This window comes from Rhodocytophaga rosea (assembly GCF_010119975.1).
GTDB classification, from domain to species: domain Bacteria; phylum Bacteroidota; class Bacteroidia; order Cytophagales; family 172606-1; genus Rhodocytophaga; species Rhodocytophaga rosea.
On record NZ_CP048222.1, the window covers coordinates 4,824,229 to 4,851,151 of the forward strand.

Sequence of the window (26,923 nt, forward strand, 5' to 3'; positions counted from 1 at the left end):
AAGATGTACGTTTCCTGCAAAAACAAAACCCTGCAAGTATAATTATCTTGCAGGGTTTATACGTTTAAATCACTTTTTTAATCAATTTCAACTTTGCTCACATTATAGAAGCGAATATCGCCAGACTGATCATCCAGGAGCATACCGACCACATCATCCTTATTGATCTTACCAGCCAGAATCTCTTTAGATAATTCATTCAGGATCATTTTCTGCATCACGCGTTTCAGCGGACGGGCACCAAATTGCGGATCAAATCCTTTTTCACCCAGCATGTTCAGTACTTCTTCGTCGGCTTCTAAGCGGATACCAGCTTCTTCCAGACGTTTCTGGATTTGTTTGAACTGAATGTCTACCACTTTGCGTATTTCTTTTTTGGTCAGTGGCTGGAACATCACCAGTTCATCAATACGGTTCAGAAACTCAGGCCGTATGGTTTTTTTTAGCAATTCAAACACCTGGTCTTTGGTTTCCTCAATCACCTGCTCCCGGTTCCATTCTTCCATTTTCTCAAAATTCTCCTGGATTACATGCGAACCCATATTAGAAGTCATAATGATGATGGTATTTTTGAAGTTAGCCACCCGGCCTTTATTATCTGTTAAACGTCCATCGTCGAGTACTTGCAGCAATATGTTGAACACGTCAGGATGTGCTTTTTCAATCTCGTCCAGCAAGATCACTGAGTATGGTTTACGGCGTACGGCTTCCGTTAACTGGCCACCTTCATCATAACCCACATATCCGGGAGGTGCACCAATCAAGCGGCTCACCGCATGGCGTTCCTGGTATTCCGACATATCAATCCGAACCAGGGCATTTTCATCATTAAACAGAAATTCTGCCAGGGCTTTAGCTAATTCAGTTTTACCTACACCGGTTGTACCCAGGAATATGAACGAACCAATCGGACGTTTTGGATCTTGCATACCTGCCCGGCTGCGGCGAACAGCATCCGAAATGGCCTGTATGGCTTCTTTTTGTCCGGCCACCCGTTTACCTAATTCTTCTTCCAGATTCAGCAGTTTTTCCCTTTCACTCTGCAGCATTCTCGAAACTGGAATACCAGTCCATTTGGCTACTACTTCCGCAATATCTTCAGCTGTTACTTCTTCTTTTAGCATGGCATTATCCATCTGCTTTACCTGCTTTTGCAATTCCTGCAAATGTTGCTCAGCTTCCCGGATGCGGCCATACCGCAACTCAGCTACTTTTCCATAATCTCCGGCACGTTCGGCTTGTTCAGCTTCTACTTTGTAGCGGTCAATATTTTCTTTTTCTTTCTGAATGCTTTCAATGACACTCTTTTCATTTTCCCACTTGGCTTTCAAACTATCCCGTTGCTCAGATAACTCAGCAAGCTCTTTAGAAAGAAACGCTTCTTTGTCTTTGTCATTTTCTCTTCGAATGGCTTCCCTTTCAATTTCCAGTTGCATAATCCGGCGCTGAATTTCATCTAGTTCTTCTGGTAGGGAATCTATCTCAATCCGTAGTTTGGCAGCCGATTCGTCCATCAGGTCAATGGCTTTATCCGGCAGGAATCGGTCGGAAATATACCGGTTAGATAACTCGACAGCAGCAATAATGGCATCATCTTTTATCCGTACACCATGGTGTACTTCATATTTTTCCTTGATACCACGCAAGATAGAAATCGCATCCTGCACACTCGGTTCATCTACATTTACCGCCTGGAAACGCCTTTCTAGGGCTTTGTCTTTCTCGATGTATTTCTGATATTCTTTCAGCGTAGTGGCACCAATGGCATGCAATTCTCCTCTGGCCAAAGCAGGTTTTAATAAGTTCGCTGCATCCATGGCACCTTCTCCGCCACCACCAGCTCCAATCAGCGTATGGATCTCGTCAATAAATAGAACGATCTGGCCTTCAGAATCGGTAACTTCTTTAATAACAGCTTTCAGCCTTTCTTCAAATTCGCCTTTGTATTTGGCACCGGCGACTAGCAAACCCATATCAAGAGAGATCAGGGTTTTGTCCTTCAGGTTTTCAGGAACGTCGCCACTGACGATGCGTTGGGCCAGGCCTTCTACGATTGCTGTTTTACCCACGCCAGGTTCACCTAGTAAAATCGGGTTATTTTTTGTCCTACGGGAAAGAATCTGCAATACCCGTCTGATCTCTTCATCGCGGCCAATCACAGGGTCGATCTTTCCGGATTTTGCCCGCTCAGTAAGATTGATAGAATATCTTTCCAGCGATTTGTATTTAGCTTCCGCATTCTGGTCAGTTACTTTGGTATTGCCACGTAATTCTTTAATAGCGGCTTTTAAATGTTTTTCGGTAAAACCTAAGTCTTTTAAAACTTGCGCTACCCTGTCTTTTCCGGCCAGAATACCCAATAATATATGCTCTACCGCAACAAACTCATCTCCGAATTCTTTCAGGTAACTCTCTGCTTTTTGTAAAGCAGCTGCGGCATCATTTCCCAGATATGGGCTACCCCCGCTTACTTTCGGATACGCATTTACAATTTCATCTATACGTGGGTCCAGCTGGTTGCGTCCTACGTTTAATTTCTTCAGTATAAAAGCGATCATGTTTTCATCAGACGACAAAATCGCTTTCAGCAAGTGACCAGTTTCTACAGCCTGCTGGGTATTTCCCATAGCAATTTCAGAAGCCTTTTGGATCACTTCCTGAGATTTAATAGTGTATTTGTTAAAGTTCATGTCTTTAAAAATTTCTACTTTACCTTATCAAACGGTAATCCATATCAAATTTCCGGAAATTTTGTCCGGAAATCGCAAATTATTAATAAGAATCAACGACAATTTGTCTTTATTTTTAAAATAAAGCCATAACCTTACCGAAACAGGAGAAAGGGGATTACTTACAGGAATACAAGTGTCAATAAATCAGGTTTTCTGCTTCTTCTTCCGGGCAGCTGGAAACAGTACATTATTGAGGATAAGCCGGTAACCAGCTGAATTGGGGTGCAGCGACAAATCGGTAGATTCTTCCTCGGGCATATGCCAGTAATCTTCCGGATCATGGCCGCCATAAAAAGTCCAGGTGCCTTTGCCTAAAGTACCATTAATGTAGCGGGCTTCATTGGCTACTTTGGTTTCGGCCATAATTGTTACTTCTCCCTTAATCTGCTCTTTTTTGAAAGCGGTCGTCTGGCCCATAAACCCTTTGATCACATTTTCATGGTTCTGCGTAAGCATGGTTGGAATAGGGTCCCATTTGGCTGAAAACGTAAAGAGGGAGAAAAAGTCATTGCCTTCATAGAGGTTACGTTCCCCTCTCTGGTTATCGATACTGGAAAATTCTCCGTCATAGGGCGTAAGTACTACATTAAAGTTTTTAAAGGCGAAGGTTTTACTGAAATCCATTTTTTGCTGTGCCTGCGGATCTATGCCATCCCCATCAAACATGGCATCTACAATATCTACCCCTTCTGCTGCCAGAGCAACATCGTAGGTATCGGTGGCTGAACACATGGCAAACATAAAGCCGCCGCTGGCTACATAGGTTTTAATTTTCTTTACCACATCCAGCTTCATTTGAGATACTTTGCTGAAGCCGTATTTTTTGGCTACGCCTTCCAGTTCCTGTTTCTGTAATTCAAACCATTCCCGGTTACGGTTACGCCAGAACGATTTTCCATACTGGCCGGTAAAATCTTCATGGTGGAGGTGAAGCCAGTCATATTGAATAAGCTTTCCATCCAAAACCTCTTCATCAAAAATCAAATCGTAGGGGATTTCAGCATAAGTGAGAACCAGGGTTACAGCATCATCCCAGGGCTGCTTGGTTTTGGGAGAATATACAGCGATTTTGGGTACCTTTTCCAGTTTCATCACATCCATATTGGCATCGGGGCTTGCTACCTGACTGAGAATATCCTTGTATTGTGCCTCAGAAATCACTGAATAGGAGATTCCTCTGACCATCAATTCGGTTTCATACGCCTGTGTGTGTTTAAAGGCAAAACTGCCCCCCCGGTAATTGAGCAGCCAGTCTACCTCTTCCTGCTTTTGTAATACCCAATATGCCACCCCATACGATTTCAGGTGATCTTTTTGTTTATCATCCATAGGAATAAGAATCTGGGCGGCCATACTGCTGAGCAGAGGTAAAATAAAGGCGGCCAGGCTAAAGAAGTAGCGGATATTCATAGCAGGCAGAGTTTAGGCGTGTAAATCAAATATAAAAAAATGCTGCCATATTGAGAAGCAAAATATACTATATATGTGAATCAAGGGTATAAAAGGCAGCATCGCAAAGAGAGCTAACTTTGTAGAATGCTATAACTACAATTGATTAGCCTCTGTTATCATGTCAGCCACTGCTATGATGCATAGTGTTGTCTGCATTATCAACGCATAAGTAATAATTATTCACCTTCCTTTACTGATCAAGAAGTAATTACTATATATGTTTGGCATTTTGCAGAAATGTTTACCCTCAAGGACACCTACGACTATATCCAACATCATTGGCTTGAGTAGTTTCCCTGTCTGCCTTCCTATCAGGCGTATAATAAGCGTTTGAATGATTTATACTTGCAATGTGAAGTCCTAGTAAAACAACTAATGCAACAACTTTCCTATAGTAATTTCTATCCTGGATGTGAGTGTAGTTGATTCTTTACCTATCCTCTTTTCTAAAAGACCTCATCAGGCCACCAGCTTCATGCCAGGATCTTACAGGTAGCCGATAGAGGGTATTGTTCAACAAAAGATCTACTATGATGGTGTAAGCTACACTTTTTAGGAGCCGATTGCGATCGAGCTTTATCTCAAGGGAAATATATTGACTTAAGCCGGCGTCAGCTAATGATTTAACCTTGTTAAAACTACTACTCAGCCAGTTAAAAGCTTGTAAAGTGGTAGCAGATAAAATCTATACTTCAAAAGAATTCAATGTGCAGTTGAAGTTACAAGAGGTGGAAATTATTACACCTGTTAAATTCAAAAAAGACAAAAGTATCCGGAGACAGTTGATAAGTTAAGTTATTTTCCCGATGTATAAGCTTGGTAAGACAATCAGTAGAAGCTTTTTCATTGGCTCAATGAAAGAACAGCTATTCAAACAGCCTCTAAAGTTCGTTCACAAAAAGGGATTTGGGTACATTGATTTGGCAGACGCATGGCTGCTCTTTTTACTTTAGTTGTTAACCCTTGATTCATATCAAGAGTAAAATCATTGGCGCTCGCATTATTGACAGCCAATAATTCGTAGGACTGGCTATCTGTGCCTGTTTGTGGAGATGGCGCAAGCATGGCTATCAGATGTGGGTTTAGAAACTTGTTTCTAGCTCCCAATGCCTCAATATGAATGGAGTTCAAACTAATGAAATAAACTATTCTAATATTGACAGATACGTACCTGAGATGTGCTTACTGCTAATTGTCATTCCTTTTGCAAGAATTTGCCTTTGCTACCAAAGCTCAATGTGCCTCAAACTTTGCTTCCACATGTGGAGCCAAACTAACCAATTCTGCTTCTTATTCTGTCATTAAAAGTATGCACTAAAACCTCCTATAACGGACAAGCTCATTGAAACCAAAGGAGAACACAGCGTTGAATCCTTCATGGAAATCCAGAGGCAGCTGAAAGACGTGTCGAAATACCTTTTAATAGCAGTATGGAACAAAGCCAGATCCTTCTAAAATGCCATTAGCTTATCTCTTTATTACAATAGGCCGATTGATTAGAAATCAGCCTCAGTATAAATTGCCTGATTACATATCACTCTTGCTTGGTAGATTTGTCTTTAAAAATGTACAAAATATAAACGTCTTACAGCTAACAAAGGGAATCCTTCTATGAATAAAATAATAGAAAAGCTCAGGTTCAATAATTTCAAGTAGAAAACCCATCCACTACTTAATTTTGAAAGGGTCATAAGACATCCAATCTATCTCTAGTTCATACGGTCGTAGTGGTTTTTCTATAGATTTACCATTGGTTTCAACCGACCACTTGTTGGTATGCCAAAAATTCATCCGGTAATGAGAAGGATTTTGAGGAATGCCTCTTATAGACCCCTGATAGTTCCACAGTACTATTTTTTCACCAGTAGAAGGATGAAGTATCCACCAGCGGATCCGATCAGGATACCAATCAAATCCATACGTGTAAAAATTGGATGAAGCATCATAGTCTGGAATGGCAGAAATGGATTGCGGCTGATTTTGAGCACCGCTTAAAGGTGTTCTTATGCCTGTATGATCCTCCCGGTAGATGGTATTATAAATAACACCTTTCGCCAGATTTATGGTTCTGCCAATTCTTTTAAGCGCTCCGGTAGGGCCAGTCCATGTGCCTATATAAATGATAGTAGGGTCGGCAATGAGCCATTCAAAATCAATCTCACTGAGCCCGGCTATAGAATCTACATGATAGGTAAAATAGCCAACTACGGCTCCCACATTGGGCTGTATATCTTTCACCCGAGGAACTCTGAGCCGTGTGGCATAGGTGCCAAAATGAGTAAAGTCCTTTGAAATAATTTCCGGTCCACGCCCAGCCCCGGCACTATCTGCAGGGTCTATCTTAAAAGAGAGAATTTTTGTTTTCGGTTGTGTCAAAGAATGTACACCAAGCTTGTATTTAAATGGAGTTTTGTTTCCGGTAGAGCCATATCTAAAGTAGAGAGAAGTAGAATCAGCGAAGTCCTCAATAAATGAAGTATGAAATCTGTCGTTTTGGGCAATAGCCATAAAACTGATGAAAAATAAAACGGCTGATAAAATGAGGTGTTTCATACTAGTAAGCTCTTTGACTCCGCAAGGAATGTACGAAAAAGAAGCAATAGATGCGTATAACAGTTGAGATAATTCAAAAATAGGTCTGCCCAACGATGCTAAGTATAAAGAAAGGTATTTTATTGCCTTTACTCACTGATCTTAAATAAAAGGATACATTAATACCTGAGATAAGGTATAAGTATGAATTCTTATTCATTCAGCTGGACAGGAAGCGTAACGCAACAAAAATGCTACCCTAATCGGGAGGTTTTGTACAGATGATTTCCAGGAGACCATTGCAAACTATGGCTGGCTAAGACGGCTTTCAATCTGTTCTGAGCGAAGATATTATATTTAATAGGCATCATCTGCCAGGATATAAAATGAGAGTAAAGTACTATTTACCATAAGGAAGGCAGCGGCTACCTTTACTCCATCAATTTTTACAACAAAAAAATAAAACAATGGAAAATCTACTGGAAAAAATCTCTGACCTGAACACGATGATCGTGCAAGGTAAAATCCTGGAGGCCTTCGAGAAATATTACCATGAAGAGGTAATCATGCAGGAAAATGAAACTGAACCGAGAGTAGGTAAAGCAGCTAACCGGGCAGCTGAACTCGATTTTTTATCGAAAGTAACTCAATTGCGCCATGCCCATCCACTGAAAGTGACTGCCGGACAAAATACGACTATGGTAGAATGGCACTTTGATTATACGCATGCAGACTGGGGAATAAGAAATTATACGCAGGTTTCTGTGCAGGAATGGAAAGAAGGGCAAATTATCACTGAAAAGTTTTATTACCCGAATGCATAAAACAGGAATGGGTTATTAGAAAGCTTTTATTCGTAAAAGGATTACTTTTAATAATCTTGTATTCGCTAAAATACTCAATTAGAAAGGCTTCTGCTTACTCAACTATAGGTTAAATGTTTGAAGCAGCCTGCAAGTGAGTTATTAACTACCAGTCATTGGATTACTCACATTCTTCTTACCAAACACGAGCGTACCTGCAAAGCCAATAGAATGAGCAGACACATTGATTTAGCTAATAACCACTGACGAATGGCCAATGTCGCTCTGGTTAAATTGGTGCTAAAGTGCTATTGATAGCCTTCGTTTCAAAGTAAATCTTTGTAAAAAAATATAAACAATTTATGTATTCAAATATTGTAGGTAGTTCATTCTCCTGGAGTGATCTATTATTGCTAATTACACTGTTAATGACTGGTTTCTACGGCGGAACCGGATTTTTTGTCCTGATGGGTGGAAATCCCGCTATATTGAAAATGTCGAATGCCACTTTTGCTGAATACTGGCAGCACACCGATTACTATATGGCTGCCAGAATGCGTTTTTTCGGCCCATGTATGATGCTTTGTGTAGTGGTAAGTACTATTCAATACTTTCTCCACCACCAGGTGACTTCCTTCTGGTTGATGATAGGGGCTATTTTATTTCTGGTGGCCGATTTGATCATTGTTTTCAGCTTCAATCATCCGCTCAATCAACTCATCCAAAGCTGGCATTTAAACCAATTGCCTGATGATGTACAAATGATAAAGAATCAGGTAGTAAGTGCTTTTTGGGGCAGATCGGTTTGCATGATCGGCTGCTTTATCCTAAATCTGCTCGCCTTCTGGCAGCGCTGATAGGATAAGGTCCATATAATTATAATCACCTTCCTTTTCTGTGCAATTTATTTACTATGAAAAAAATTTTCATGGCAGTTATTCCTCTTGTATTTATTTTGAGCACTGCCTATCAATGGTATTTTACCGATATTCCCAAAACCTGGGATATAAAAGCAATTAAGGATTTTCATCTGCCTCCACCGGATACTTCTGTAACTGTTACTTATGCGCCTGAGGAATATTATAATAGCCTTCCTGAGCATGTCATTTATAAAACCTATCCGCTGTATGTGCGTGAATTTGAAAAGCCCGGATACCTGGATTCTCTGCGAAAACTGGAGCCCGAAATTGTATTTAATCCTGCAAAGCTAAAAACCCAGGAAGACTGGATTAAAGCCGGTGAACTGGTTTTCAACTGGCCGGCGGCATTTTCTCCTTATAATGACAAAGCGCCCCACCTGGATACCAGTCTTTTCCGGAATGGCAATGGAAAATTCACCCGGGAGGGTATCTACCCCTTTAGCCGCTACGTAATTACCGGAAAAGGTAAACTCCTGGTTGGCTCTCTTTCGTGCGCGTCGTGCCACACGCGGGTAATGCCCTCGGGTGAGGCAATTCCTGGCGCTCAGGGAAACGTATTCAACACCGTCCGGTTTGGCAATGCGGTCCAATCGGGTAAAATTCCGTTCCCGGCCTTTCAGTTCGGCCAGCGGCAACTTAACTATGCCCCGTGGGCACCATCCGGAATGCGTATTGTTCCCGATAGCCCACAGGAATATATGCAGAACCTGCAGAAGTTGCCGACAGGGGGATCTGACCGCCAGGGAATGGGGTACGGGTATCCCTTTGCCACGCCCAGCCTCATTGGCATCAAAGACATTAAATACCTGGATGCTACCGGCCTTATGCGGCACGAGGGGCCTGGTGATCTGATGCGGTATGCGGCCTTTAACCAGGGCATGGATATGCTTACGGCTTACAACGGCTTTATTCCCGGTGGGAAAAACAACTTCTCGGAATTGCCCAATGCAAGTGAGTGGAATCACCCCTTTGGCTACACTGGCAAGCGATACAGTGATGCCCAACTCTACGCTCTAACCCAATATATATACTCTCTCCAGCCGCCAAAAAATCCAAACAAGTTTTCAGAAGCTATTCTTACCAGAGGTAAAAAAGTGTTTACACAAGCCGGATGCATCACCTGCCATACACCACCCTTGTATACCAATAATAAACTGACACCAGTAAATGGATTTGAGCCTCCGGAGGAACACCTGTCAACGTACGATATATTCAACGTATCGGTAGAAACGGACTCTGTATCTGCCTTGTATACCCGCCGGGGAACTGGTTATTATAAAGTGCCTTCACTTAGAGGAGCCTGGTTCAGAAGTGCTTTTTTTCACAACGCAAACCTGACCAGCCTGGAAGAAGTACTCGACCCGAAACGTTTGCAACCAGAGTATGTACCCACCGGCTTTAAGCCTCCGCATCTGAAAACTATGCCGGTTAAAGGGCATACTTTCGGCATGGAACTAAGTGAACCTGATAAAAAAGCTCTGATTGCCTTTCTGAAAACCTTATGAAAACAGCCATTTTTTCACTGCTGGCACTGGTTTGTGTCATCCTTGTAACCGAAGTTTCTGCCGGATTAGTAAAAAAAGATACGACTATTCAATCTATCGTAGCATTCAGCATTTACAATGCGGGAATGGAAGTAATGGGTAATATCCAAGGCATTTCTGCTGATATTGCCTTCAAGCCTGACGACCTGGAGCACAGCTACATACATGCTACCGCAGACCCGGCTACTTTGCAAACTGGTATTGGTATCCGTGATAAACATCTGCAGCGCATTGATTATTTCGATGTTAAAAACCATCCTCATCTCCGGATCGTCTCCAAAGGTTTCCGCAAAACCGGAAAGAATACCTTTACTGGCCGTTTTGATCTGACTATGAAGGGAATTACCAAGGAAATCGCTATTCCCTTTAAAGTACTGGAGAAACAGTATGCGACCATCTATAAAGGAAATTTTGAGATAAACCGGCTGGATTTTAACCTAGGTGAAAAAAGCGCCATTCTCGACGAAAAAGTGAAAATTTTTATTGAAGTGCACACCAGCCAGGATTTGAATACTTCTAAAAAATCTTATCGCCATTGAAATAGTACAAAAGGACTATAGTATTCTACTAATTAGCTGAATAATTTTAAGTAGTGCTTCTGTTCCAAATCCTTACTACCCGATAAAAATCTAAATACATGTATTTCAATTATTTTCCTCCTATTACTCAAGCTACTTTATGAAACCTCTTTTTGGATTCTTCCTCCTGTTTATAAGTTTGAGAACGATTGCTCAGGACGTAAATCCCATCTATGGATTAGCTCTTTGTGTGAATGACAGCCCCATAATTCAACAAAGGATCAGCTTTGTAGAAACTAAAGCCAAAGAAGATGAGGCAAGTTTTAAGGAATTTTTAACCGGAAGGTTTGAAAAAGGCTTAAATAACTTTATTAACGGAGATGCTACCCTATGGAAAGAACAGGTGTCCAGGAGCGAAGATGTTGCGATTATGGGCGGCTTTGGAGCTTATGAGAAAGGATGGCAACAGGTAGGTGCCCGATATGAATGGGCATCAGCCAGGTTTAAACCAAGCGGGGCAAAAGCAGAAATAGAGTACCTTTCCATAGCCGTGAGTGGGGACCTAGCCTATACAGCTTCTGTTGAACGTAGTAAGGTTCATTATGCAGACACAGGCAAAGTGGAACCTATGACCTTACGGGCTACGCATGTTTTCAAAAAAGAAAACGGGGAATGGAAATTACTTCACCGCCACGCCGATCATGTGATGGAAAAAGCAATTCCCGGTTCTGCAACAAAGAAATAATATTCTACCCATTTCAGGCGATGATATCAGAACTTGTACAAGAGGCCAGAGCAGGACACGAGATAGCCTGGAATACCTTGTACCGGAAATTTTATCCTGGCTTATACTCCATTGCCCTACGTATGTATGGGGATATACCTTCGGCCAGAGATGCCGTGCAGGAAACTTTTGTGATCGCTTACCTGAAGCTTCCTCAGCTAAAAGAGGAAGCAACTTTCGCAGGCTGGCTGAAGAAAATACTCATCCATTACATATACCGGGATTTAAAGCGTAAACAGAAGAGTACAAGCCTGGATGCGTTACCTCCAAAAAATGATGGCTGGTGGGAAGACGAACTAAACAGTAAACTGGACTTGCTTTCCACCCAAAGCAGGCTGTATTCAGCATTGGCTCACTTGCCGGAAGTATTACAGAGCACGATGCTGCTACGGTATTTTTCGGCTTTCCATGCCTATGAACAAATAGCTTCTATCCTGGGTGTACCAGTGGGCACCATTCGCAGCCGCCTGAATCAGGCTAAACTCAAACTTACTACCCAATGGCATTCTCAGCCGGAGGTTAGTATGCATATCTTTCAGGAAAGTGAACTCTGGAATGAGTTTTACAGCACTACCTATTCCGGATTACATCAACACGAGGATTATAAAAACGAGTTTATAAACCACCTGCAAAAAGACGTTCAGATCATATTATCCGGCCAGGAAATGCTAGCAGGTAATTGTTTTTTTGATAGAAAAGTTTCTGAAGATAAGCAGGTAGGAAGCTGGTTAAAGACAAGTAATGTTACCAGTTGTGGCGATATTTCTATTCTGGAAGCTGATCATTTTAATTCTCCTGAGCATCCTTTTCACTGTCCATCACAATCGGTTGCTGTACTTTACCGCAATAAGAATAAGGTATCAAAAATGTATCTGTATACCTCTCCTCAATAAAAATATTTCTCTTCTTTTCGAACTTCTTCAACACCTCCTGTCTCTTACACCAAAAAACAGGAGGTTTTTAATGAAATCAATTAGTCATCCATTAGTAGGTCTGCTTCCAGAACAGGCTTTAGATTGCGGTAAGGCAAAATTATTTAACCCTTTACATGTACAGGCGCTATGAATATTATTGTGTTTGGCGCTTCTGGTGCTACCGGGCAGCAGATCGTATCTCAGGGATTATCCGCCGGGCATAGTGTTACCGCCTTTGTGCGTAATCCAGAAAAAATTACCCTTCAGCACCAACTGCTGAGAGTCGTTCAGGGCAATGTAAAGAATTATAAAGAGGTAGAAAGTGCCATCCAAAAACAGCAGGCAGTAATAAGTACCTTGGGCGTATCCAAAACATTCAGGCATGATCCGGATGTAATTCAAGGAGTGCAGCATATTGTTAAAGCCATGGAAAAGCACCAGGTAAAACGGCTGGTCTATCAATCCACTTTTGGCGTACCTGAATGCCGGGTTGACTTTGGTTTTTTCGCTCAAAATGTATTGCCAGTACTTTTGCACAAAGAGTTTCAAGACCATACCCACAAAGAAAACCTGATCCGGAAAAGCCATCTCGATTTTGTCATTGTGCGTCCGGTTATGTTAACCAATGGCCCTAGAACAGGAAAATACAGGCACGGAGAAAAAATTGTATTCAGTTCCCTTATTTCAACCATATCCAGGGCTGATGTTGCTGAGTTTATGCTCCGACAGTTATCCGATCCTACCTATTTATATAAAGCGCCCAGAGTGATGCAATAAAAAGTTTAAACGAATCCAATAACACATAAAACTTATGAACACTACCAGAGTAGAAGTAATTATAGTGGGTGCCGGGCATGCCGGATTAAGTGCCAGTTATTTACTGAAGAAAGCCGGCCTTTCGCATGTAGTTTTTGAACGGGGAAAAACCGGAGAATCCTGGCGTTCGCAGCGGTGGAATTCATTTGTGCTCAATACAGCCAATAAATTAAATGTATTGCCTGGTGCTTCAATCCCGGAAAAGAATGCAGATGGATTTAGTACAGCCAAGGAATTTGTAACTTCCCTGGAAGAATATGTAAGTACTTTCCAGTTACCGGTCGTAGAAAATGCAACAGTACTAGCTATTGAAAAGTCTGCTGATTCAACTTTATTCCAGGTAACCGTTTCTGAGAATAACAGGCTCAGAAAGTATGAATCCGGACAGGTAATTATTGCTTCCGGTGCTGCCAGTGAAACGACTATTCCGGAGCTTTCAAAAGGTATTTCTCCAACCATTAAACAACTGCATGCCGGGGAATACCGCCATCCAGGCCAGTTCCCAGAAGGCGCTGTTTTGGTAGTAGGGAGTGCCCAGTCTGGTTGCCAGATTACCCAGGACCTGGCCGATGCCGGACGGAAAGTATATCTCTCTACCAGTAAAGTGGCTCGTTTACCCAGGCGATACCGCGGCAGGGATATTCTGGACTGGTTAATCGATGCAAAATTTTTCGATGTCCGCGCGGAAGATATTACTGACCCGGCTCAACTACACATGAAAGCACCTCAGCTTACTGGCGTGGGAGAAGGAAAACATACCATTAGTTTGCAGGCGCTGGCTAAAAAGGGCATTACAATTTTGGGTAAAATAGAAAGTATATCTGAGAATACTGTATCGCTTGTTTCCAATGCTTCGTCACATATTCAATTTGCCGATGGTTTTTCAGCCCATGTAAAAGGTATGATTGATGAAGTAATAGCGAAACACCAGTTACCTGTTCCGGCAGCAGAAAAGGATGAGGCAGATGCGCCAGATACCGATACCAGCTCAGCCTCTTTGCTCACTACCCTTAACCTGGAAGAGAACAATATCGGCACGATCATATGGGCCACCGGATTTGGGTGTAACTTCCAATATATTAAACTACCAATACTGGATAAAAATGGACATCCTAAACACTACAATGGTATTTCGGAGGTAAATGGCTTGTATTTCCTAGGTCTTCCCTGGCTTCGCTTTAGAAAATCCGGATTAATTTATGGCATACACGAAGATGCAGCATTTATTACCGGGGAAGTGTTGCAATTTACGCAGAAGCAGATTCCGCACCTAGTCAGTTAAAACCTGTACAGCATCCATAAAAAAGAAGAGAAATGTCATTCAACAGTATTTGCCTATAGCTATAGAGTTAAATTGGTAACAAAGTACTATTCCGGTTTAACGGCTTGGTTGTCAAATTTGTATATAAAAAATAAACATTTTTTAACTATACGTATATGGCAGTAAATCTGTATGACAGCTTTAATAATGAGATAACTGGTGAAACATTCCGTTGTATAGATTATACCAGTGAAGCATTCGTTTTTGAATGGACCGTAGCCCCCAAAGGTTATGTGCCATTTGAACATATTCACCTGAATCAGGCTGAAATTTTCCATGTAAAGGCCGGAGAAATTAAAATTTATATTGAAGGGGAAGAATTCATTGGCAAACTGGGAGATACGGTAACGGTGCCTGCCGGCAAACGGCACATTGCTTATAACAATAAGCCAGAAACCCTTTCCTGTGTAGTCGAATATAAGCCGGGACTTGATACCTACACTTATTTTCAGTGTTTTGCCGGCCTCACTTTGGATAAAGACACCAACAAGTATGGTAAAATCAATATTGCCAAAATGCTATACCTTGCCAAAAAGATGAATGCCCGAAGTTTGGTCAGACCAACCTCCGTTCCTGCGCCTGTTCTCAAATTGGTAGCTAATCTTGCTTTTATTATAGGTTGTTTGTTAGGCTGGGTAAAAATTTATGCCAGGTATACAGGAAAACAGTAATTACAAGTATAGGCTTCCTTTGCCTGTAGAGATTAGCAGGCGAGTCTAAATCTGGTGATGTTTCTATCACTGGCACAAGGCATTAAGGTGCAACAAAGTTATTTTTGACTTCTGTTTTCGCCATAATGCCTTGTGATAAAAAGTGGTTTTATACAGTTTTTGAACATTCAAGAATACTTACCGGAGATGAGGTAGGCAAGACATTTAGCAGTTTAAAGCCTGCTACATCAAGCAGGTTGCGGTATTCTTCCACTATACGTTCTTGCCCTCCTGTCATAACCAGCATATTGATGTCAAATAATTTGGCTTCTGATGTTTCATTGCCATCCGGAATAATGCGTTCAATAATTAAGAGCCTGGCATGGCTAGGCATAGTTTTCCGGCAGTTGTGTAAAATAGAAATACACGACTCATCATCCCAGTTGTGCAGTACACTTTTGAGCAGGTAAATATCTCCTGCTGCCGGCACTTCTTTGAAAAAATCTCCGGAAACATAGGCAATGCGTAAGTCTTCTGTTGAAGTTAAATTTGCAGCATTGGTACCCACCACCTCCGGAAGGTCAAACACAATGGCTGATAGATGCGGATTTGCTTTGAGTAGAAATGAAACAAGTGCCCCTTGGCCTCCACCTATATCTACCAGGGTATGCGCACTTGAAAAGTTATATGCCTTAGTAATAGCTGCTGATTCCATATGGGAAAAGCCACTCATCGCCTTGTTAAATACCTCGCCTGCCTGTGCATATTGTTGTAAATACGCATACATGGATTGCCCATGTACAAACTCAAATGCCTGATCGCCTTCCTCTATGCTGTACGATAATTGTGCATAAGCTTTCCATAACCACTCTTCTCCATATAGAATGGCCACATTGCGCAAGGAGCCAGAGGTAGTTTGACAAAGTAAGTTCCCGGTAGCAGTAAGAGAAAACGTATCATCCTGGTTTGCCTCCACAATGCCCAGGTTTGCTAATGCCCTGAGTAGCCGGTACAGTGCCTGCGGATGGGTATGGGTATGGGTAAGTTGTGAAAGTTGGACTGCTGTTTTTGCACCCTCTTCGAGATGCCCGGCAAGGTTAAGTCTGGCTGCTACAGCTATTATCTGGGTTGCCCTGAAGCCCATAATATACTCCATTAGCGCTTTTCGCTGCAAAGATGCTTGCTGGGTAGTTGCGTTGTTAGGTTCTTCTGGCGAACTGGGTTGATTGGAGGTTGACATAACTGTGTTTGATGTATGATAAATAAAGAGAATCGGATTTATTAGGCTATATCCTGTTTCGGTATGTTTCCGGAATGAAGAAAGCGAGCACAATACCAGCTGTTAGTATCAGTAGTAAAGGATAAATCAGGCCGGCAAAGAGAGAAAAAGCGGTGCTTGCTATAAATATACTTCTGAACAGTTCAGCAATAAAAGTAGTGGAACCACCCAATACGCCGTTGCCAATATTGTATACAAACCCCATGCTGGTAAAGCGGATACGTGCCGGAAAGGATTCCAGAATAAATGCGCCCAGTGGTCCATATACCATTGCACAACAGATATGAAGAGATAAAATCAGTACGATTAGTTTGGCCATTACCATCGTACTAATGGTATGAACTTCTTTTAGTTGCTGCGGATTTGCTTGCTGAAGAATAAAGTAAAAGACCAAGGGTACCAGTACCGCACTTAACAGCAATCCAGTCAGCATAATCTTTTTTCTGCCAACCTTATCACTGAGTGCTCCGGATAATTGAAAAAACGGACAGCCTAGTAAAGTAGCCATGCCGATCACAAGTAAGGTGGTATCGAAAGAGAGAAATACCACCCGTTGCAGAAAAAACAGCATCACAAAATGTGTCGTTTGCATTAAGGTGCTTTGAGCACCACATCCGCCGAAAATAAGCAACAACATCGTTTTAATATTGCCTTTTGTCTGGAAGGATTCTCGTACCGGCTGGTGGCTGATTTTGCCCTGGGTTTGTAATAGCGCATACTTGGGAGTTTCGCCTAATTTCCTCCGGATGAAATAACTGAGTAAAACCAGAACCGCACTAAATAAAAATGGAATACGCCATCCATATGTACTGAAATCTTCAGGGGTCATAGACCGCTGGGTGGTAAAAAGTACGCCCAGACATAGCAGAAGCGCCAGCGGAATGGTTGATTGAATAAATCCGGTATAAAAGCCCCGTTTGTTTTCGGGTGCATGTTCGGCTACATAAATAGTAGCTCCGGTATACTCTCCGCTGATCGCCAGCCCTTGCAGCAGCCGCAATATGAGCAATAATACCGGTGCCATCCAGCCGATGGTTTCAAACGTAGGAATACAGCCGATCAGAAAGGTAGCAGTTCCCATCATCAACAGCGAAACCAGGAAAGGTTTTTTACGCCCGGCAGAATCACCTATGCTTCCAAAAAGCAAAGCTCCTATTGGCCTTACAAAATAAGAAGTAACGATAATCGCCAGCGTTTCCAGAAACCTGGCTTCTCCTTCCGGAAACAAATTCCGGGAAATAACAGGGGCGAGTACAATGGCCAGGATCAGGTCGTAAAACTCAATCAAAGTGCCGGCAGATGCGGAAGCAATAACGAATACTAAACTCTGTTTTTTACTTGCAGTCTGAGTAATCGGAAGTGTACCAGCTCCGGAGTTGTTATATTGTTCAGATATTTTCATGAGTTTATCTGAATGGTTCTAAACATTTTCACATGATGATGAGCAAATACCTGGGTTGAATTATAAATATACCAGTAACAAAGCACATTATACTCACCTGCATGTCAAGCAAATACTTTCTCTCTTCTTTTAAGGCAAGTGTGCATCATCCATACTACAATGCCAAGCCGGATATATCCCGGAATACTCCTCAGCCAAATATCAGTTATGATCAAACGCTCGATGGCCTCTTTGGAAAACCCGCTTGTACCTAACTGGCCCTGTATGGGAAACTGAATGGTAATAGCAGAGATCCATATAATAAGTAGCAGCAAAAGTGAAGCCCACACAGTCCATCGGGGAATAACCTGCGGCCGGTGCCACAACAGAATGATGTTTAAGATATTAGAAAGCAGGAAAGGCAGTACCATGGTAATAATGATTCTTGGCCCCAGTGCCTGGTGATAGGCCTTAAATTCATCAGGACCTATTAATAACCAGGTAGGATAATTTACGAAACTTTCTACAGTAGCCCCTCCCGCCGAAAAAATGGTAAACAGAAAAAAGGCAGTAACGACCCAGGTTGATTTTGTTGGCTTATGCATGAGATAGGTGCAAAGAGACTGGTTATACAAATTTAAAATTCTACCTCTGCCGGCTGTGTAACACGTAATACAGAACTTTGTTGAAAGCGTTTTTTGTACTCCTCTATAATGACTTTCAGTTTATCATCGTCGGATGTACTTTCGGGGTGAACAACTTCCAGAATAAAAGTAGACTCCCTGACGATCACGCCATCTTCTTCCTGCCACTGTCCCTGGGCATCCAGTAAGGTGAGGCCATCCGGAAAACGGGGCGTTATTACTTCTGCTACAAATGAATCCCAGGCTTCTTCGGATACTTCTTCTCCGTTAGGCATAGAACGGCCAAAATACAAGCGTTCGAGCATCCACTGCTCAGTTACTTCTGGCAGGGGTTTTACGTCATCTTTTTCACAACTGGCCAGACTTCCAGTCAGGAATAGACCAACGAAGGAGTACAATACAGATAACCAGATGCGGTATGCAGCGCTGGGTAAAACAGAATTGGTTGTCATAAATTTGTAAATACTAATGTTAATTAAAATTACTTAAAGGCTATTCAGATATAAGTGTATGGCTGTCAGTTCATCATCAGTAAAAGCACTGGCAGATTTCCAGGGCATTTCTTTAGGATCAAGCGGTTTTCCTTCCGGCGTTTTACCGGTGCGGATAGTCGTAACAAACTGATCATGCGTCCAGCTGCCAGGGTGGCCAGTTGAAGAAATATCAGGTACTGGTGGAAAACCAGGAGCAAGCGGTTCACCTCCTTTCATATTCGGGCGGTGGCAACCCTGGCAGGTAGCAGACAGGTATTTGCCATAGTCCGCAGACACTTCTGCCTTTACCTGTTTCACCATCTTTCTGGAATGATCTATCTTTTCAGCCGGAAGCAGTGGTATTTTATTCAGATACGTAAGTACAGTGCCTAAAGGCCCCAGCTGACTTTTCTCAAATTCACGGTTTATGGCTGGCAAATTTGAAGCATATGCAATAATTGCCCCCATGTCCCGCTCAGTCAGGCTGTTAAATTCATGGGAAGGCATAATGAATAAAGGTTTACCGTTTCTTCTAATGCCATGCTTTATGGCGAGTACCCAATCACGGTAGCCATACCCTTCGGGTAATCCTCCTTTTCCACTGGTGAGATTGCTGGCTACAAAGTATCCTAGTTTATGGGCATCATCTATAAATATCCTGCCGCCCAGATCTGCACTGTGGCAACCGGTACACCCTTTGGCAATTGCCAGTCTGGTCCCGAGTTGTATCGAGGTAGTGTCATAGTGTACGGTAATGGGTTCAGGATTGATATCATACACTTTATTGATACGTTCCTGGATATCCTGGTAGGCCACCAGGTAAAAAACCGCTGTCAACAGGAATAAACCTGCCAATACGATGCCTGTTATTTTTACTATTTTTCTAATCATATGGATTTGATTTTAGTATAGGTGCCTCCTTCTTCACCCGGGTACTGGTTTGGAAGGACTAATAGATTTTGTAATACTTTTCAAAATCCTTGTGCTTGCCCAGCCACCGGGCAATGATTGCGAGTACATGAAACAGCCCATTTAGCGAGCGCATATTGCCAGCCAGTTTAGATTCTCCCATTTTCACCAGCAATGCCATGTGCCAGATACTTTTGGGCAGGCCGTTGGAAAGCAGCAGGCCATCTCTTGCCATGCCATAGGCTGCCTGCAAGGCTTTTTCAAAACCTTCATTTCCCGGCTCCAGCACCACATCGCATACCAGCATTTCATCGGATTTATTCGACCAGGCGTGCAGCGTATCTGGCGGTACAGTAGCTTTTTCTCCAGCCTGTAGTACCAGTTTCCGGTTACCCAATTGCAGGCTAAGCGTTCCGGAGCGAACCTCAAATGTTTCTGAAAAGGTGTTGTGGTAATGTGGACTTACTTTACCGCCAGGAGAAACTTCCAGTAAGCCGTGTGAACGTTTGCCGCCACTTTCCCTGGAGGTTTCTAAAAAAGTTACGTAATCTTTCTGGACCGGATTGTAAAATCGCCGTTGAAGAGTGGTTGTAGTCATTGTAAAGTATTGATTTATAATTTTTTGAAGAAAAACAAACTAGGCTTCTGTTGTGAAGCGCTTGCCTAAGGAAATAAATAGAGGCTTTTGGCTATAGATTAATAATCATCATGTCACATGAGAAGCTAGTCGTATAGGATACAGGTTGTAATAAGGTGTTTAATAAAGCCTACATTTTTAGCCTGGGATAAGGAATGAGGAACTGATTCGGATATTTTCCTCCCTGATAGAACATCGCTTTCACTTTCCGGCTGTCTCTCGCTCGCTGGCAAAACGGGTTGAGACACGGACTTACACTTATGATAACAGGCAGCGAAGATGGAGAAGCCGCATTTTTAAATACTTCAGCGCCGGTATGAATGCCATTCCGCATAGGAATGGCAACCGTTTCCATTGTAACCTGAGTGTTATCCAGCATCTGTAAAGCAGCCAAAGCCGGGGCACTCACCTGGTCATGTATCAGGTACTGTATGTAAGTAGGCAACACGAATCGAAGGAGCGAAATAGTTAAATATCCTCCATTATTCTTCCGGAATTCAGCCCAGCCGGTTATGATGCATTTGTAACTTTCCTTTTTATAAGGTGCTTCGTAGCTTGCTTTTGCTTGGTCTACCAGTTGTTTCACTTCCGCAGATGGAATAGCCTGATGCGCCTTGAGAATGGTTTGCTTTACTGCACTTGTATATGTGGAATCTCCGGAATGGAGGCTTGCCAGACTTGCCTGCAGATAGCTTTCGATTTTTAACCCGTACATTTTCTGATCCGTTTCTTTTACAAGCAGCGAACGAAAGGTAGACAGGTACTGCAAGGCTTGCTGGTAATTTCCTTCCAGGGTATAGCTATACCATAACATTTCAGCAAATAATTGCTGGATGGAAGGATCAGAAACTAAATAATATTGCTGCAATTTCTCAATATCAGTCCGGACCTGTGTAGCCAGCCTTACTACCGCCTGATGTAAAGCGATGCTATCTCTGGGATCAATATCTGGTAGATGATACGAGAGTCTGGCCAGGTCTGCTTCTGAGAGAAAGGGTTTCTGCGCCACTGCCTGTGTAGATAGCAGACTTAAAACCAGTAGTATAACAAAGTTTTTCATTGCAAAGAGGAGAATCGAAGGTAATTAGGTGCTCAACTTTTCAGCCGGAAGAAATTCCATATACTTTCCCAGCACCTGTAACATGGCCTGCATTTGTGTGGCAGAAGGAGGTGTCTCCAGTACAGGCAAGTGACCCATATCTTGAATGGGGTTACCAAGTTCCTGAAGCAATCCTTCCATTACCGGAGAACTATGTACAACCAGAAACTTTCCCTCTGTATCACCAGAATTCCTGAAGGTATGCCAAACCATAGAAGGAATGGCTAAAGTATCACCTGGTTGTACCCTCACACTATGTTGCTGGTAATCACTGTTAGCGGTAGTCATTATAAATTCTCCTTCCAGAAAGTAAAATGTTTCGCTATAAGTATGTCTATGTAGCATAGGAGGGCCACCGCCTTTAGGTACTTTTACTTCCATTGCCAGCATGGTACCTGACGTTTCCTGGCTTCCGGCTTTCACGGTAATCATGTCAGAGCCAAGCAGAAAATGCTTGCCGGTATTCGCTTTTGTTAAATGAATTGTATGCATAGGTGTGTTTGAAAAAGGGTGTGCGGGGATACTGGGTTTCTTTACAGAGATGCTTGTTTTGCACTTAGTTCGAGTAAGGAAATGATATACTGCTGACTGGCTTCATCAAACTCAACCCTATACTTGGCCGGATATAAACCGCCCTGCCGGAAAGTTTGTGGCTGTGGAATAGTCATTATGGTGTCAGGCCTGGCAAGCAGCCAGCTGTGGGAGATCATGGGTTCATGGAAAATTACTTCTCCATCGTAGCTTCCATAGATAAAAGTAGCTGTAAATGGCTTTCCCTGTAACTCGGGCGATGTTGCATCTACCCAGTGTTTTCCCATTTGTGGCACACCTTCTCCAGGCTGGCTGAAATACGTAGGAGGCAGAAACTTTGCATCCGGCAAGCGTTCGATCTCATCACTTGGGTGCAGAATACCAGCCTTTTTACTCTGGTCGATCATATAAAAGTGCATATCAAAGTGGGGTACATTGTAAACGCCTTCCGGTGAATGTCCATGCGAAGCCCAGTCTAATGAAATGAAATTGTAAGGCGTTTTCTCCGTTTCTTCAGGTAAAGCGAGCAGGTATGACTCTTCTTCATGCGGGAGGCCTTCCAGGGCAGTTTTACTCAAGGTAAATCCTATGGAAGTTGGATTGCCGGTATTATCCAGCTTGATAAAACTGCGTGCTTTTCCATTGCCTACACTCACTTCCGGACCATAGGCCATATCCCTGGGTTGACTGGTAGTTGTATCATCGTCGTTGCAGGCAGTAAAGGTGGCAGCTAAGGTTATTAATCCAAAGGTGAATACTGTAGTAAATAATTTGTTTGTTTTCATGAGTTTACGAGTTAAATATATGTAGTGTCCGGGCATGGTACATTCTGTAGCCGTATGTATGTGCGGCCCGGCTTAAGAAAAATTAAGAGAGTAGTTGAGGAGTTCTTGCTCTGGAAGAATAGTAATATTTCGGTTAGGAAATGCTATGCTTTAAACATGCAAAGCAGCTTCAGAGATTAAAAATTATCCCTACGAGCATTATTTCCGGGAATGATATTGCCAAGTACAAGCAGTGCAATCATGGCCTGGGCGGATTCAAGCGCTACCCTGACCCAGTTGGTTTCCATAATATAGCGGATCAGGTATTCGTCTTTGCCCAGGTTGAGCTGAAGATTGATTGGAATCTGTACGAGAATAGTAGATACCCAGTCTAGCAAGAGGCAGATAAACGAAGCCCAGACCAGTTTTCTGGGTAAACTTGCCGGCCGGAACCAGAACAGCAGAATATTCAGAACGGTAAGCAGGCCGAAGGGAATCACACTGATGGGAACAATCCGTTCTTCCAGCAAGGCATGATAGGCTACAAATTCTTTTTCTCCTACGATCAAACGGGACGGATACACCAGAAAATAATCCATCATCGCGGTGCCATAGCTGAAGAAAGTAAATCCTATAAAACTGGCTGTGGTCCAGCGGATCAGCGTATGTACAAATGTTTTGTTGGTAGTTTGTTGAGTTTCAAGGGTAAGCATTTTATGGTTGATTTTACCGCTGCCTGTTTGTTAGTTGTTAAGGAAGCGCATGTGGTTGTATGGTGAATGAATAAGTAAGAATATTCAGGGATGAGTTACTTGCAGCACTTTGCCATCTGTCAGGCTGTTGACATAATACGTGCGTAGGTTTGCTTTTACCAGATCAGTAGGCATATTCAGGCCCTCGATAATCACACGTTGTTGCTTACCGGAAGCCCGTATAATTTTACCAGTGCCGGGTTTTGGTCCTTGTTCTCCAAATGTGCCCAGTTCCAGTACGACCGGCCGCTTATCCAGGTCGAGATCCAGATCAATTAAACCCGTAAAGCCTTGCTGATAGACAGACACTTTGCCTTTCAGGTCAACCTGGTAGATGATTCCTTTATCAGCCGGGAAAGGGAAACCCAGAAAGGTAGTTACATAAAACTTTTGTCCATCGAACACGATGCCAGTAGGTACTGACTCAAGCATGGGAGGCCCGACAGAAGTTGGATTTTTGATACCTGGTATGTTGGCAAATACACTCAGTTCTCCGGCTTTATCTCTTTTAATAATAGCATTGGCTGCTGCATCCGCTATATAGAGGGCATCATCGGGGCCAACCGTGATTTTAAACAGATTTGATTCATTGGTATCATGCTCGAAATTGTACGCTTTCACGAAAGTGCCGACATCTTCTGAAGGTAAATCGTTTGCTTTCAGGGGAGAATCGCCAGGCTTAAAAGTAGCTATTTCTGCCTGGTACAATTTGCCTTCCCCACTGTGCAGAATCCATAAAACCCCATCTTTCAAAGCCAGGTGAGTAATTCCTGCCGGGAAGCCATCAAATATAGAAGAACTGAAGCCGACAATAGCTGTATATACCTTGCCACCCGGCATTATTACCGATATGCGGCTGTCATTATTTCCGGTACCAGCTTCTGATACCCATAGCTGACCTCTGGCATCTAACACCATTCCGGAAGGGCTAAGCAAGCCAGAGGCATAGTCTTTTACGATCAGTTGTACTGGTTTTACCTCGTCGAAATAATCCAGAAATTGCCGACAACTGGTGCCGGATAGCAGGATAAAAAGTATTAATAATTTAATTAATTTAGTTTGCATGGATTTAAAAGATGAATATATATGCTGTTGATATTATGAGAATTATGATACAAAAATACATCAGGGATTGTTGTTTTGAAATAGTACTTTTCTACCAATTATAAGTACTGTCTGGAAAATTGAGATTGTTGTTTATTAATTTGATAGAACACCAGCGGCTTCCCATCTTGTACTTCTTCTTTCAGCAACTGCATTCCTAATCTTTTCATCACCTGCACAGAAGCCCTATTGGGTACATCACAACTGGCTATAAGATAGGTGTAGCCTAGTTTTTCAAAGGCATAGCCAATAATGCATTTAGAAGCTTCCGTAGCATAGCCTTTTTTCTCATATGGGGGCAGTAACGCATATAGCAACTGAGGCTGTGGTTCGGAGAAAAAAGAATACAGCCTACGAATCCAATCATTTCCAGAGAATCTTTCAGGTATATCAGCCATAAGCCGTAGCCATGGGTAGAAAAGGTATCCAGCGCTGTCTCCAGAATTTCGGCTGACTGGCTGATGGGTACAATCTGGTTATCAAATAAGTATTGGCGTACAGATTCATCGGTCAGAAACGAATGCAGGATGGGCAAGTCTGTAGCTGCAAGCGGCTCTAGGTACAAGCGGTCTGTATCGAGTTTGAAAGTATAAGTAAGAGTAAGGCACATAATATTTACTGAATAGATAGTTTTCTGTTTGCTGGCTTATTGGGTTTGTGGCAGCAAAATTGGCAAAGCATGACCTGCCAGCCTATGGTACTTTCCTACCATTTCTCTTTTGCTCCCACTGATATAGTATAAAAGCACTATTTACATACGGGTGCTTCTTACACTATTTTTGCAGCAGTTTTACTATTTCAGCAATCATAACTAACTATTTTTCATGCATTCTTCTTTAAAACCAGCGTATGGCATTCAAGTATTAGGTAAAGCCTGTATAATGGGTGGCATTTTATTCGCCATTAGTTTAATTACCATGTTTTCGATGCCGCAACTGCCTATGGTACTACGTGAATTTTTCCAGCGGCACGATTATCTGCTGAGAAGTCTCTTCTTTTTATCCCAGATGGGGTTTATGGCTGGTCTTGCTGGCTTACTTCTGACAAAAGCCTTAGGTTATAAAAGCGTAGCTCCGGTATTACTTCTCATTCCGTTCCTGGGACAAGTATGTTATGCAGTTTCTGCCTGGTTATCTACCCAGCAGGTAATGACTTTACTGCCGCTGCCTTTAACCCAGATTGGAGCTTTACTTAATGCAATAGGAATGCTTATAATTGGAATCATAGTGGTACGGGTTAAAGTCTGGCAGGGATGGCAACGCTGGATTCCGCTGAGTGTAGGATTGTATCCTTTTCTGGTGATGTTTCCTATCCTGATCCTGGCAGGAGGCCGTCCGCCCAGTACCATTATCGGGGCGTGGGGACTTATCTGGGCCATACTTGGCCTTAGTATTTATTCAACCGCCAGTAAGAAGACACCAGTAATAGCCTGATCTAAGCGCTATTACTTTCACTTATACATAATCAACTACGATCTGGTAAACTTAATTTTCTATCTATGAATCATGCTCATCAAACCGGACATATGCTGCGAAATATGATGGTGAAATATGCAGGCCCGCAGCCACAGAATAAAACTGAAATAGAAACCGATACAGCAGAAATATGGAAAGGAATTTCTCTGGCCGAAGCATTATTTCCTGCCTGGGCCATTTTGCTTTGCCCGGTTCATCATCCGGAAATGCTATTTATTACCAGAAACAGTGAAGCTATTCTGGGCTATCCGGCAGACTATATGATGCAGCTGACACCGGAAGCTTATTTTGCCCTGGTTCATCCGGAAGACTTGTCCATTGTAAAGCACATGGTTGAATACATGAATAGCTTTATCTTAAAAGTTGAACATTTCAATCCTATACACTATCGCTTTGTATTTCACTACCGGCTGAAGCAACCTAAAGGTGGGTATATGCATTTGTTAGACGAAAAAGTAGTGATCGAGAGTAAACACAAACGCTATGTATTTTTCACCTTATTTAAGGAAGCAAATAAAGACCAGAAATTATTCCAGGTTAAACTGGAAATATACCAGTCTCAAGGGTATAGCCAGGTAAAAATTAAAGACTATGTACCTCATCAATCGGACGTGAATATCACGCAACGGGAAAAGGAGGTTATCGGGCTAATCCGGGATGGATTAAGCACCAGGCAAATCAGTGAGTCTCTGGCCATCAGTGTGAACACCGTAAAAAACCACCGCAGCAATCTGTTTCAAAAAGCCAAAGCCCGTAATAGCCGCGAATTGTTATTATATGCCCAGCAAGCCCAGTGGATTTAATCTGGTAACATAGCGGTATGATTGTAGCAGCCAATTGATGAATGAATTGAAACCCCTGTATCAACCGATTACGGAAACAGACCAGA

Annotated in this window: 29 protein-coding genes; 12 read left to right on the plus strand and 17 right to left on the minus strand. The window is 42.5% G+C overall.

The features are described from left to right. Positions 1–77: 77 nt before the first annotated feature. Positions 78–2,690 carry an ATP-dependent chaperone ClpB gene (clpB, locus tag GXP67_RS20000; RefSeq protein ID WP_162444767.1) on the minus strand — a complete coding sequence of 871 codons (2,613 nt, stop codon included), beginning with the start codon at positions 2,688–2,690 and terminating at the stop codon, positions 78–80. Positions 2,691–2,876: 186 nt separating this feature from the next. Further along, positions 2,877–4,142, minus strand: coding sequence for an asparagine synthetase B (locus GXP67_RS20005; protein ID WP_162444768.1), 1,266 nt, complete (start codon positions 4,140–4,142; stop codon positions 2,877–2,879). A 671-nt stretch (positions 4,143–4,813) separates the two neighbouring features. Between GXP67_RS20005 and GXP67_RS20010 the strand changes: the two genes are divergently transcribed. Further along, on the plus strand, positions 4,814–4,978 hold the full coding sequence (locus GXP67_RS20010; protein WP_162444769.1) for a hypothetical protein: 165 nt from the start codon (positions 4,814–4,816) through the stop codon (positions 4,976–4,978). 76 nt (positions 4,979–5,054) lie between these two features. On the opposite strand, the gene GXP67_RS20015 is transcribed toward GXP67_RS20010, so the two are convergent. Both GXP67_RS20015 and GXP67_RS20020 read right to left on the minus strand, forming a co-directional pair. Next, positions 5,055–5,249 (minus strand): hypothetical protein, encoded by a 195-nt coding sequence (locus GXP67_RS20015; RefSeq protein WP_162444770.1) that lies wholly within the window; start codon positions 5,247–5,249, stop codon positions 5,055–5,057. A 603-nt stretch (positions 5,250–5,852) separates the two neighbouring features. Continuing rightward, positions 5,853–6,737 carry a glycoside hydrolase family 16 protein gene (locus GXP67_RS20020; protein ID WP_162444771.1) on the minus strand — a complete coding sequence of 295 codons (885 nt, stop codon included), beginning with the start codon at positions 6,735–6,737 and terminating at the stop codon, positions 5,853–5,855. 446 nt (positions 6,738–7,183) lie between these two features. Here GXP67_RS20020 and GXP67_RS20025 point away from each other — a divergent pair, with 446 nt between their 5' ends. The 9 genes from GXP67_RS20025 (at position 7,184) to GXP67_RS20065 (ending at position 15,007) form a co-directional block, all read left to right on the plus strand. After that, a complete protein-coding gene (locus GXP67_RS20025) occupies positions 7,184–7,540 on the plus strand; it encodes a SnoaL-like domain-containing protein (RefSeq protein ID WP_162444772.1) in 357 nt (118 codons plus the stop codon). Between the two features lie 341 nt (positions 7,541–7,881). Continuing rightward, positions 7,882–8,376: a hypothetical protein gene (locus tag GXP67_RS20030; RefSeq protein ID WP_162444773.1), complete on the plus strand. Its 495-nt coding sequence runs from the start codon at positions 7,882–7,884 to the stop codon at positions 8,374–8,376. A gap of 56 nt (positions 8,377–8,432) precedes the next feature. Then, on the plus strand, positions 8,433–9,944 hold the full coding sequence (locus tag GXP67_RS20035; RefSeq protein ID WP_162444774.1) for a hypothetical protein: 1,512 nt from the start codon (positions 8,433–8,435) through the stop codon (positions 9,942–9,944). Next, positions 9,941–10,522 (plus strand): YceI family protein, encoded by a 582-nt coding sequence (locus GXP67_RS20040; RefSeq protein WP_162444775.1) that lies wholly within the window; start codon positions 9,941–9,943, stop codon positions 10,520–10,522. Before GXP67_RS20035 ends, GXP67_RS20040 begins: the two co-directional genes overlap by 4 nt. A gap of 139 nt (positions 10,523–10,661) precedes the next feature. Continuing rightward, positions 10,662–11,246, plus strand: a complete 585-nt coding sequence (locus GXP67_RS20045) for a YybH family protein (RefSeq protein ID WP_162444776.1) — start codon at positions 10,662–10,664, stop codon at positions 11,244–11,246. A gap of 20 nt (positions 11,247–11,266) precedes the next feature. Next, positions 11,267–12,178: an RNA polymerase sigma factor gene (locus tag GXP67_RS20050; protein WP_162444777.1), complete on the plus strand. Its 912-nt coding sequence runs from the start codon at positions 11,267–11,269 to the stop codon at positions 12,176–12,178. A gap of 168 nt (positions 12,179–12,346) precedes the next feature. Continuing rightward, a complete protein-coding gene (locus GXP67_RS20055) occupies positions 12,347–12,976 on the plus strand; it encodes an NAD(P)-dependent oxidoreductase (RefSeq protein WP_162444778.1) in 630 nt (209 codons plus the stop codon). 34 nt (positions 12,977–13,010) lie between these two features. Continuing rightward, complete coding sequence (locus tag GXP67_RS20060; RefSeq protein WP_162444779.1) at positions 13,011–14,297, plus strand: flavin-containing monooxygenase; 1,287 nt, start codon at positions 13,011–13,013, stop codon at positions 14,295–14,297. Between the two features lie 155 nt (positions 14,298–14,452). Further along, positions 14,453–15,007 (plus strand): cupin domain-containing protein, encoded by a 555-nt coding sequence (locus GXP67_RS20065; protein ID WP_162444780.1) that lies wholly within the window; start codon positions 14,453–14,455, stop codon positions 15,005–15,007. A 148-nt stretch (positions 15,008–15,155) separates the two neighbouring features. On the opposite strand, the gene GXP67_RS20070 is transcribed toward GXP67_RS20065, so the two are convergent. The 13 genes from GXP67_RS20070 to GXP67_RS20130 all read right to left on the minus strand — a co-directional run bounded on the left by GXP67_RS20070 (position 15,156) and on the right by GXP67_RS20130 (position 25,169). Beyond that, on the minus strand, positions 15,156–16,226 hold the full coding sequence (locus GXP67_RS20070; protein WP_162444781.1) for a methyltransferase: 1,071 nt from the start codon (positions 16,224–16,226) through the stop codon (positions 15,156–15,158). A gap of 46 nt (positions 16,227–16,272) precedes the next feature. Next, complete coding sequence (locus GXP67_RS20075) at positions 16,273–17,667, minus strand: MFS transporter (protein WP_162444782.1); 1,395 nt, start codon at positions 17,665–17,667, stop codon at positions 16,273–16,275. A 104-nt stretch (positions 17,668–17,771) separates the two neighbouring features. After that, positions 17,772–18,251, minus strand: coding sequence for a hypothetical protein (locus GXP67_RS20080; protein WP_162444783.1), 480 nt, complete (start codon positions 18,249–18,251; stop codon positions 17,772–17,774). A gap of 32 nt (positions 18,252–18,283) precedes the next feature. Next, positions 18,284–18,742 (minus strand): DUF3574 domain-containing protein, encoded by a 459-nt coding sequence (locus GXP67_RS20085; protein ID WP_162444784.1) that lies wholly within the window; start codon positions 18,740–18,742, stop codon positions 18,284–18,286. A 33-nt stretch (positions 18,743–18,775) separates the two neighbouring features. Further along, entirely contained in the window at positions 18,776–19,654 is an 879-nt protein-coding gene (locus GXP67_RS20090) for a c-type cytochrome (RefSeq protein WP_162444785.1), read from the minus strand. A 58-nt stretch (positions 19,655–19,712) separates the two neighbouring features. Beyond that, positions 19,713–20,270 (minus strand): cupin domain-containing protein, encoded by a 558-nt coding sequence (locus GXP67_RS20095; RefSeq protein WP_162444786.1) that lies wholly within the window; start codon positions 20,268–20,270, stop codon positions 19,713–19,715. A gap of 169 nt (positions 20,271–20,439) precedes the next feature. Then, positions 20,440–21,369, minus strand: a complete 930-nt coding sequence (locus GXP67_RS20100; protein ID WP_162444787.1) for a hypothetical protein — start codon at positions 21,367–21,369, stop codon at positions 20,440–20,442. 24 nt (positions 21,370–21,393) lie between these two features. Continuing rightward, positions 21,394–21,900 (minus strand): cupin domain-containing protein, encoded by a 507-nt coding sequence (locus tag GXP67_RS20105; protein WP_162444788.1) that lies wholly within the window; start codon positions 21,898–21,900, stop codon positions 21,394–21,396. A gap of 41 nt (positions 21,901–21,941) precedes the next feature. Continuing rightward, the gene (locus GXP67_RS20110) at positions 21,942–22,724 is read right to left on the minus strand and encodes a DUF5602 domain-containing protein (protein WP_162444789.1); all 783 of its coding nucleotides are present in this window, start codon (positions 22,722–22,724) and stop codon (positions 21,942–21,944) included. Positions 22,725–22,900: 176 nt separating this feature from the next. Next, on the minus strand, positions 22,901–23,416 hold the full coding sequence (locus GXP67_RS20115) for a hypothetical protein (protein WP_162444790.1): 516 nt from the start codon (positions 23,414–23,416) through the stop codon (positions 22,901–22,903). A gap of 84 nt (positions 23,417–23,500) precedes the next feature. Then, positions 23,501–24,520: a ScyD/ScyE family protein gene (locus tag GXP67_RS20120; protein ID WP_162444791.1), complete on the minus strand. Its 1,020-nt coding sequence runs from the start codon at positions 24,518–24,520 to the stop codon at positions 23,501–23,503. Positions 24,521–24,618: 98 nt separating this feature from the next. Beyond that, positions 24,619–24,876, minus strand: a complete 258-nt coding sequence (locus tag GXP67_RS38320) for a GNAT family N-acetyltransferase (RefSeq protein ID WP_162444792.1) — start codon at positions 24,874–24,876, stop codon at positions 24,619–24,621. Further along, positions 24,786–25,169, minus strand: a complete 384-nt coding sequence (locus tag GXP67_RS20130) for a GNAT family N-acetyltransferase (RefSeq protein ID WP_162444793.1) — start codon at positions 25,167–25,169, stop codon at positions 24,786–24,788. Before GXP67_RS20130 ends, GXP67_RS38320 begins: the two co-directional genes overlap by 91 nt. Before the next feature lie 214 nt (positions 25,170–25,383). On the opposite strand from GXP67_RS20130, the gene GXP67_RS20135 reads away from it, so the two are divergent. Then, positions 25,384–25,992 (plus strand): hypothetical protein, encoded by a 609-nt coding sequence (locus tag GXP67_RS20135; RefSeq protein WP_162444794.1) that lies wholly within the window; start codon positions 25,384–25,386, stop codon positions 25,990–25,992. Between the two features lie 65 nt (positions 25,993–26,057). Further along, positions 26,058–26,837: a LuxR C-terminal-related transcriptional regulator gene (locus GXP67_RS20140; RefSeq protein WP_162444795.1), complete on the plus strand. Its 780-nt coding sequence runs from the start codon at positions 26,058–26,060 to the stop codon at positions 26,835–26,837. Positions 26,838–26,923: the final 86 nt, after the last annotated feature.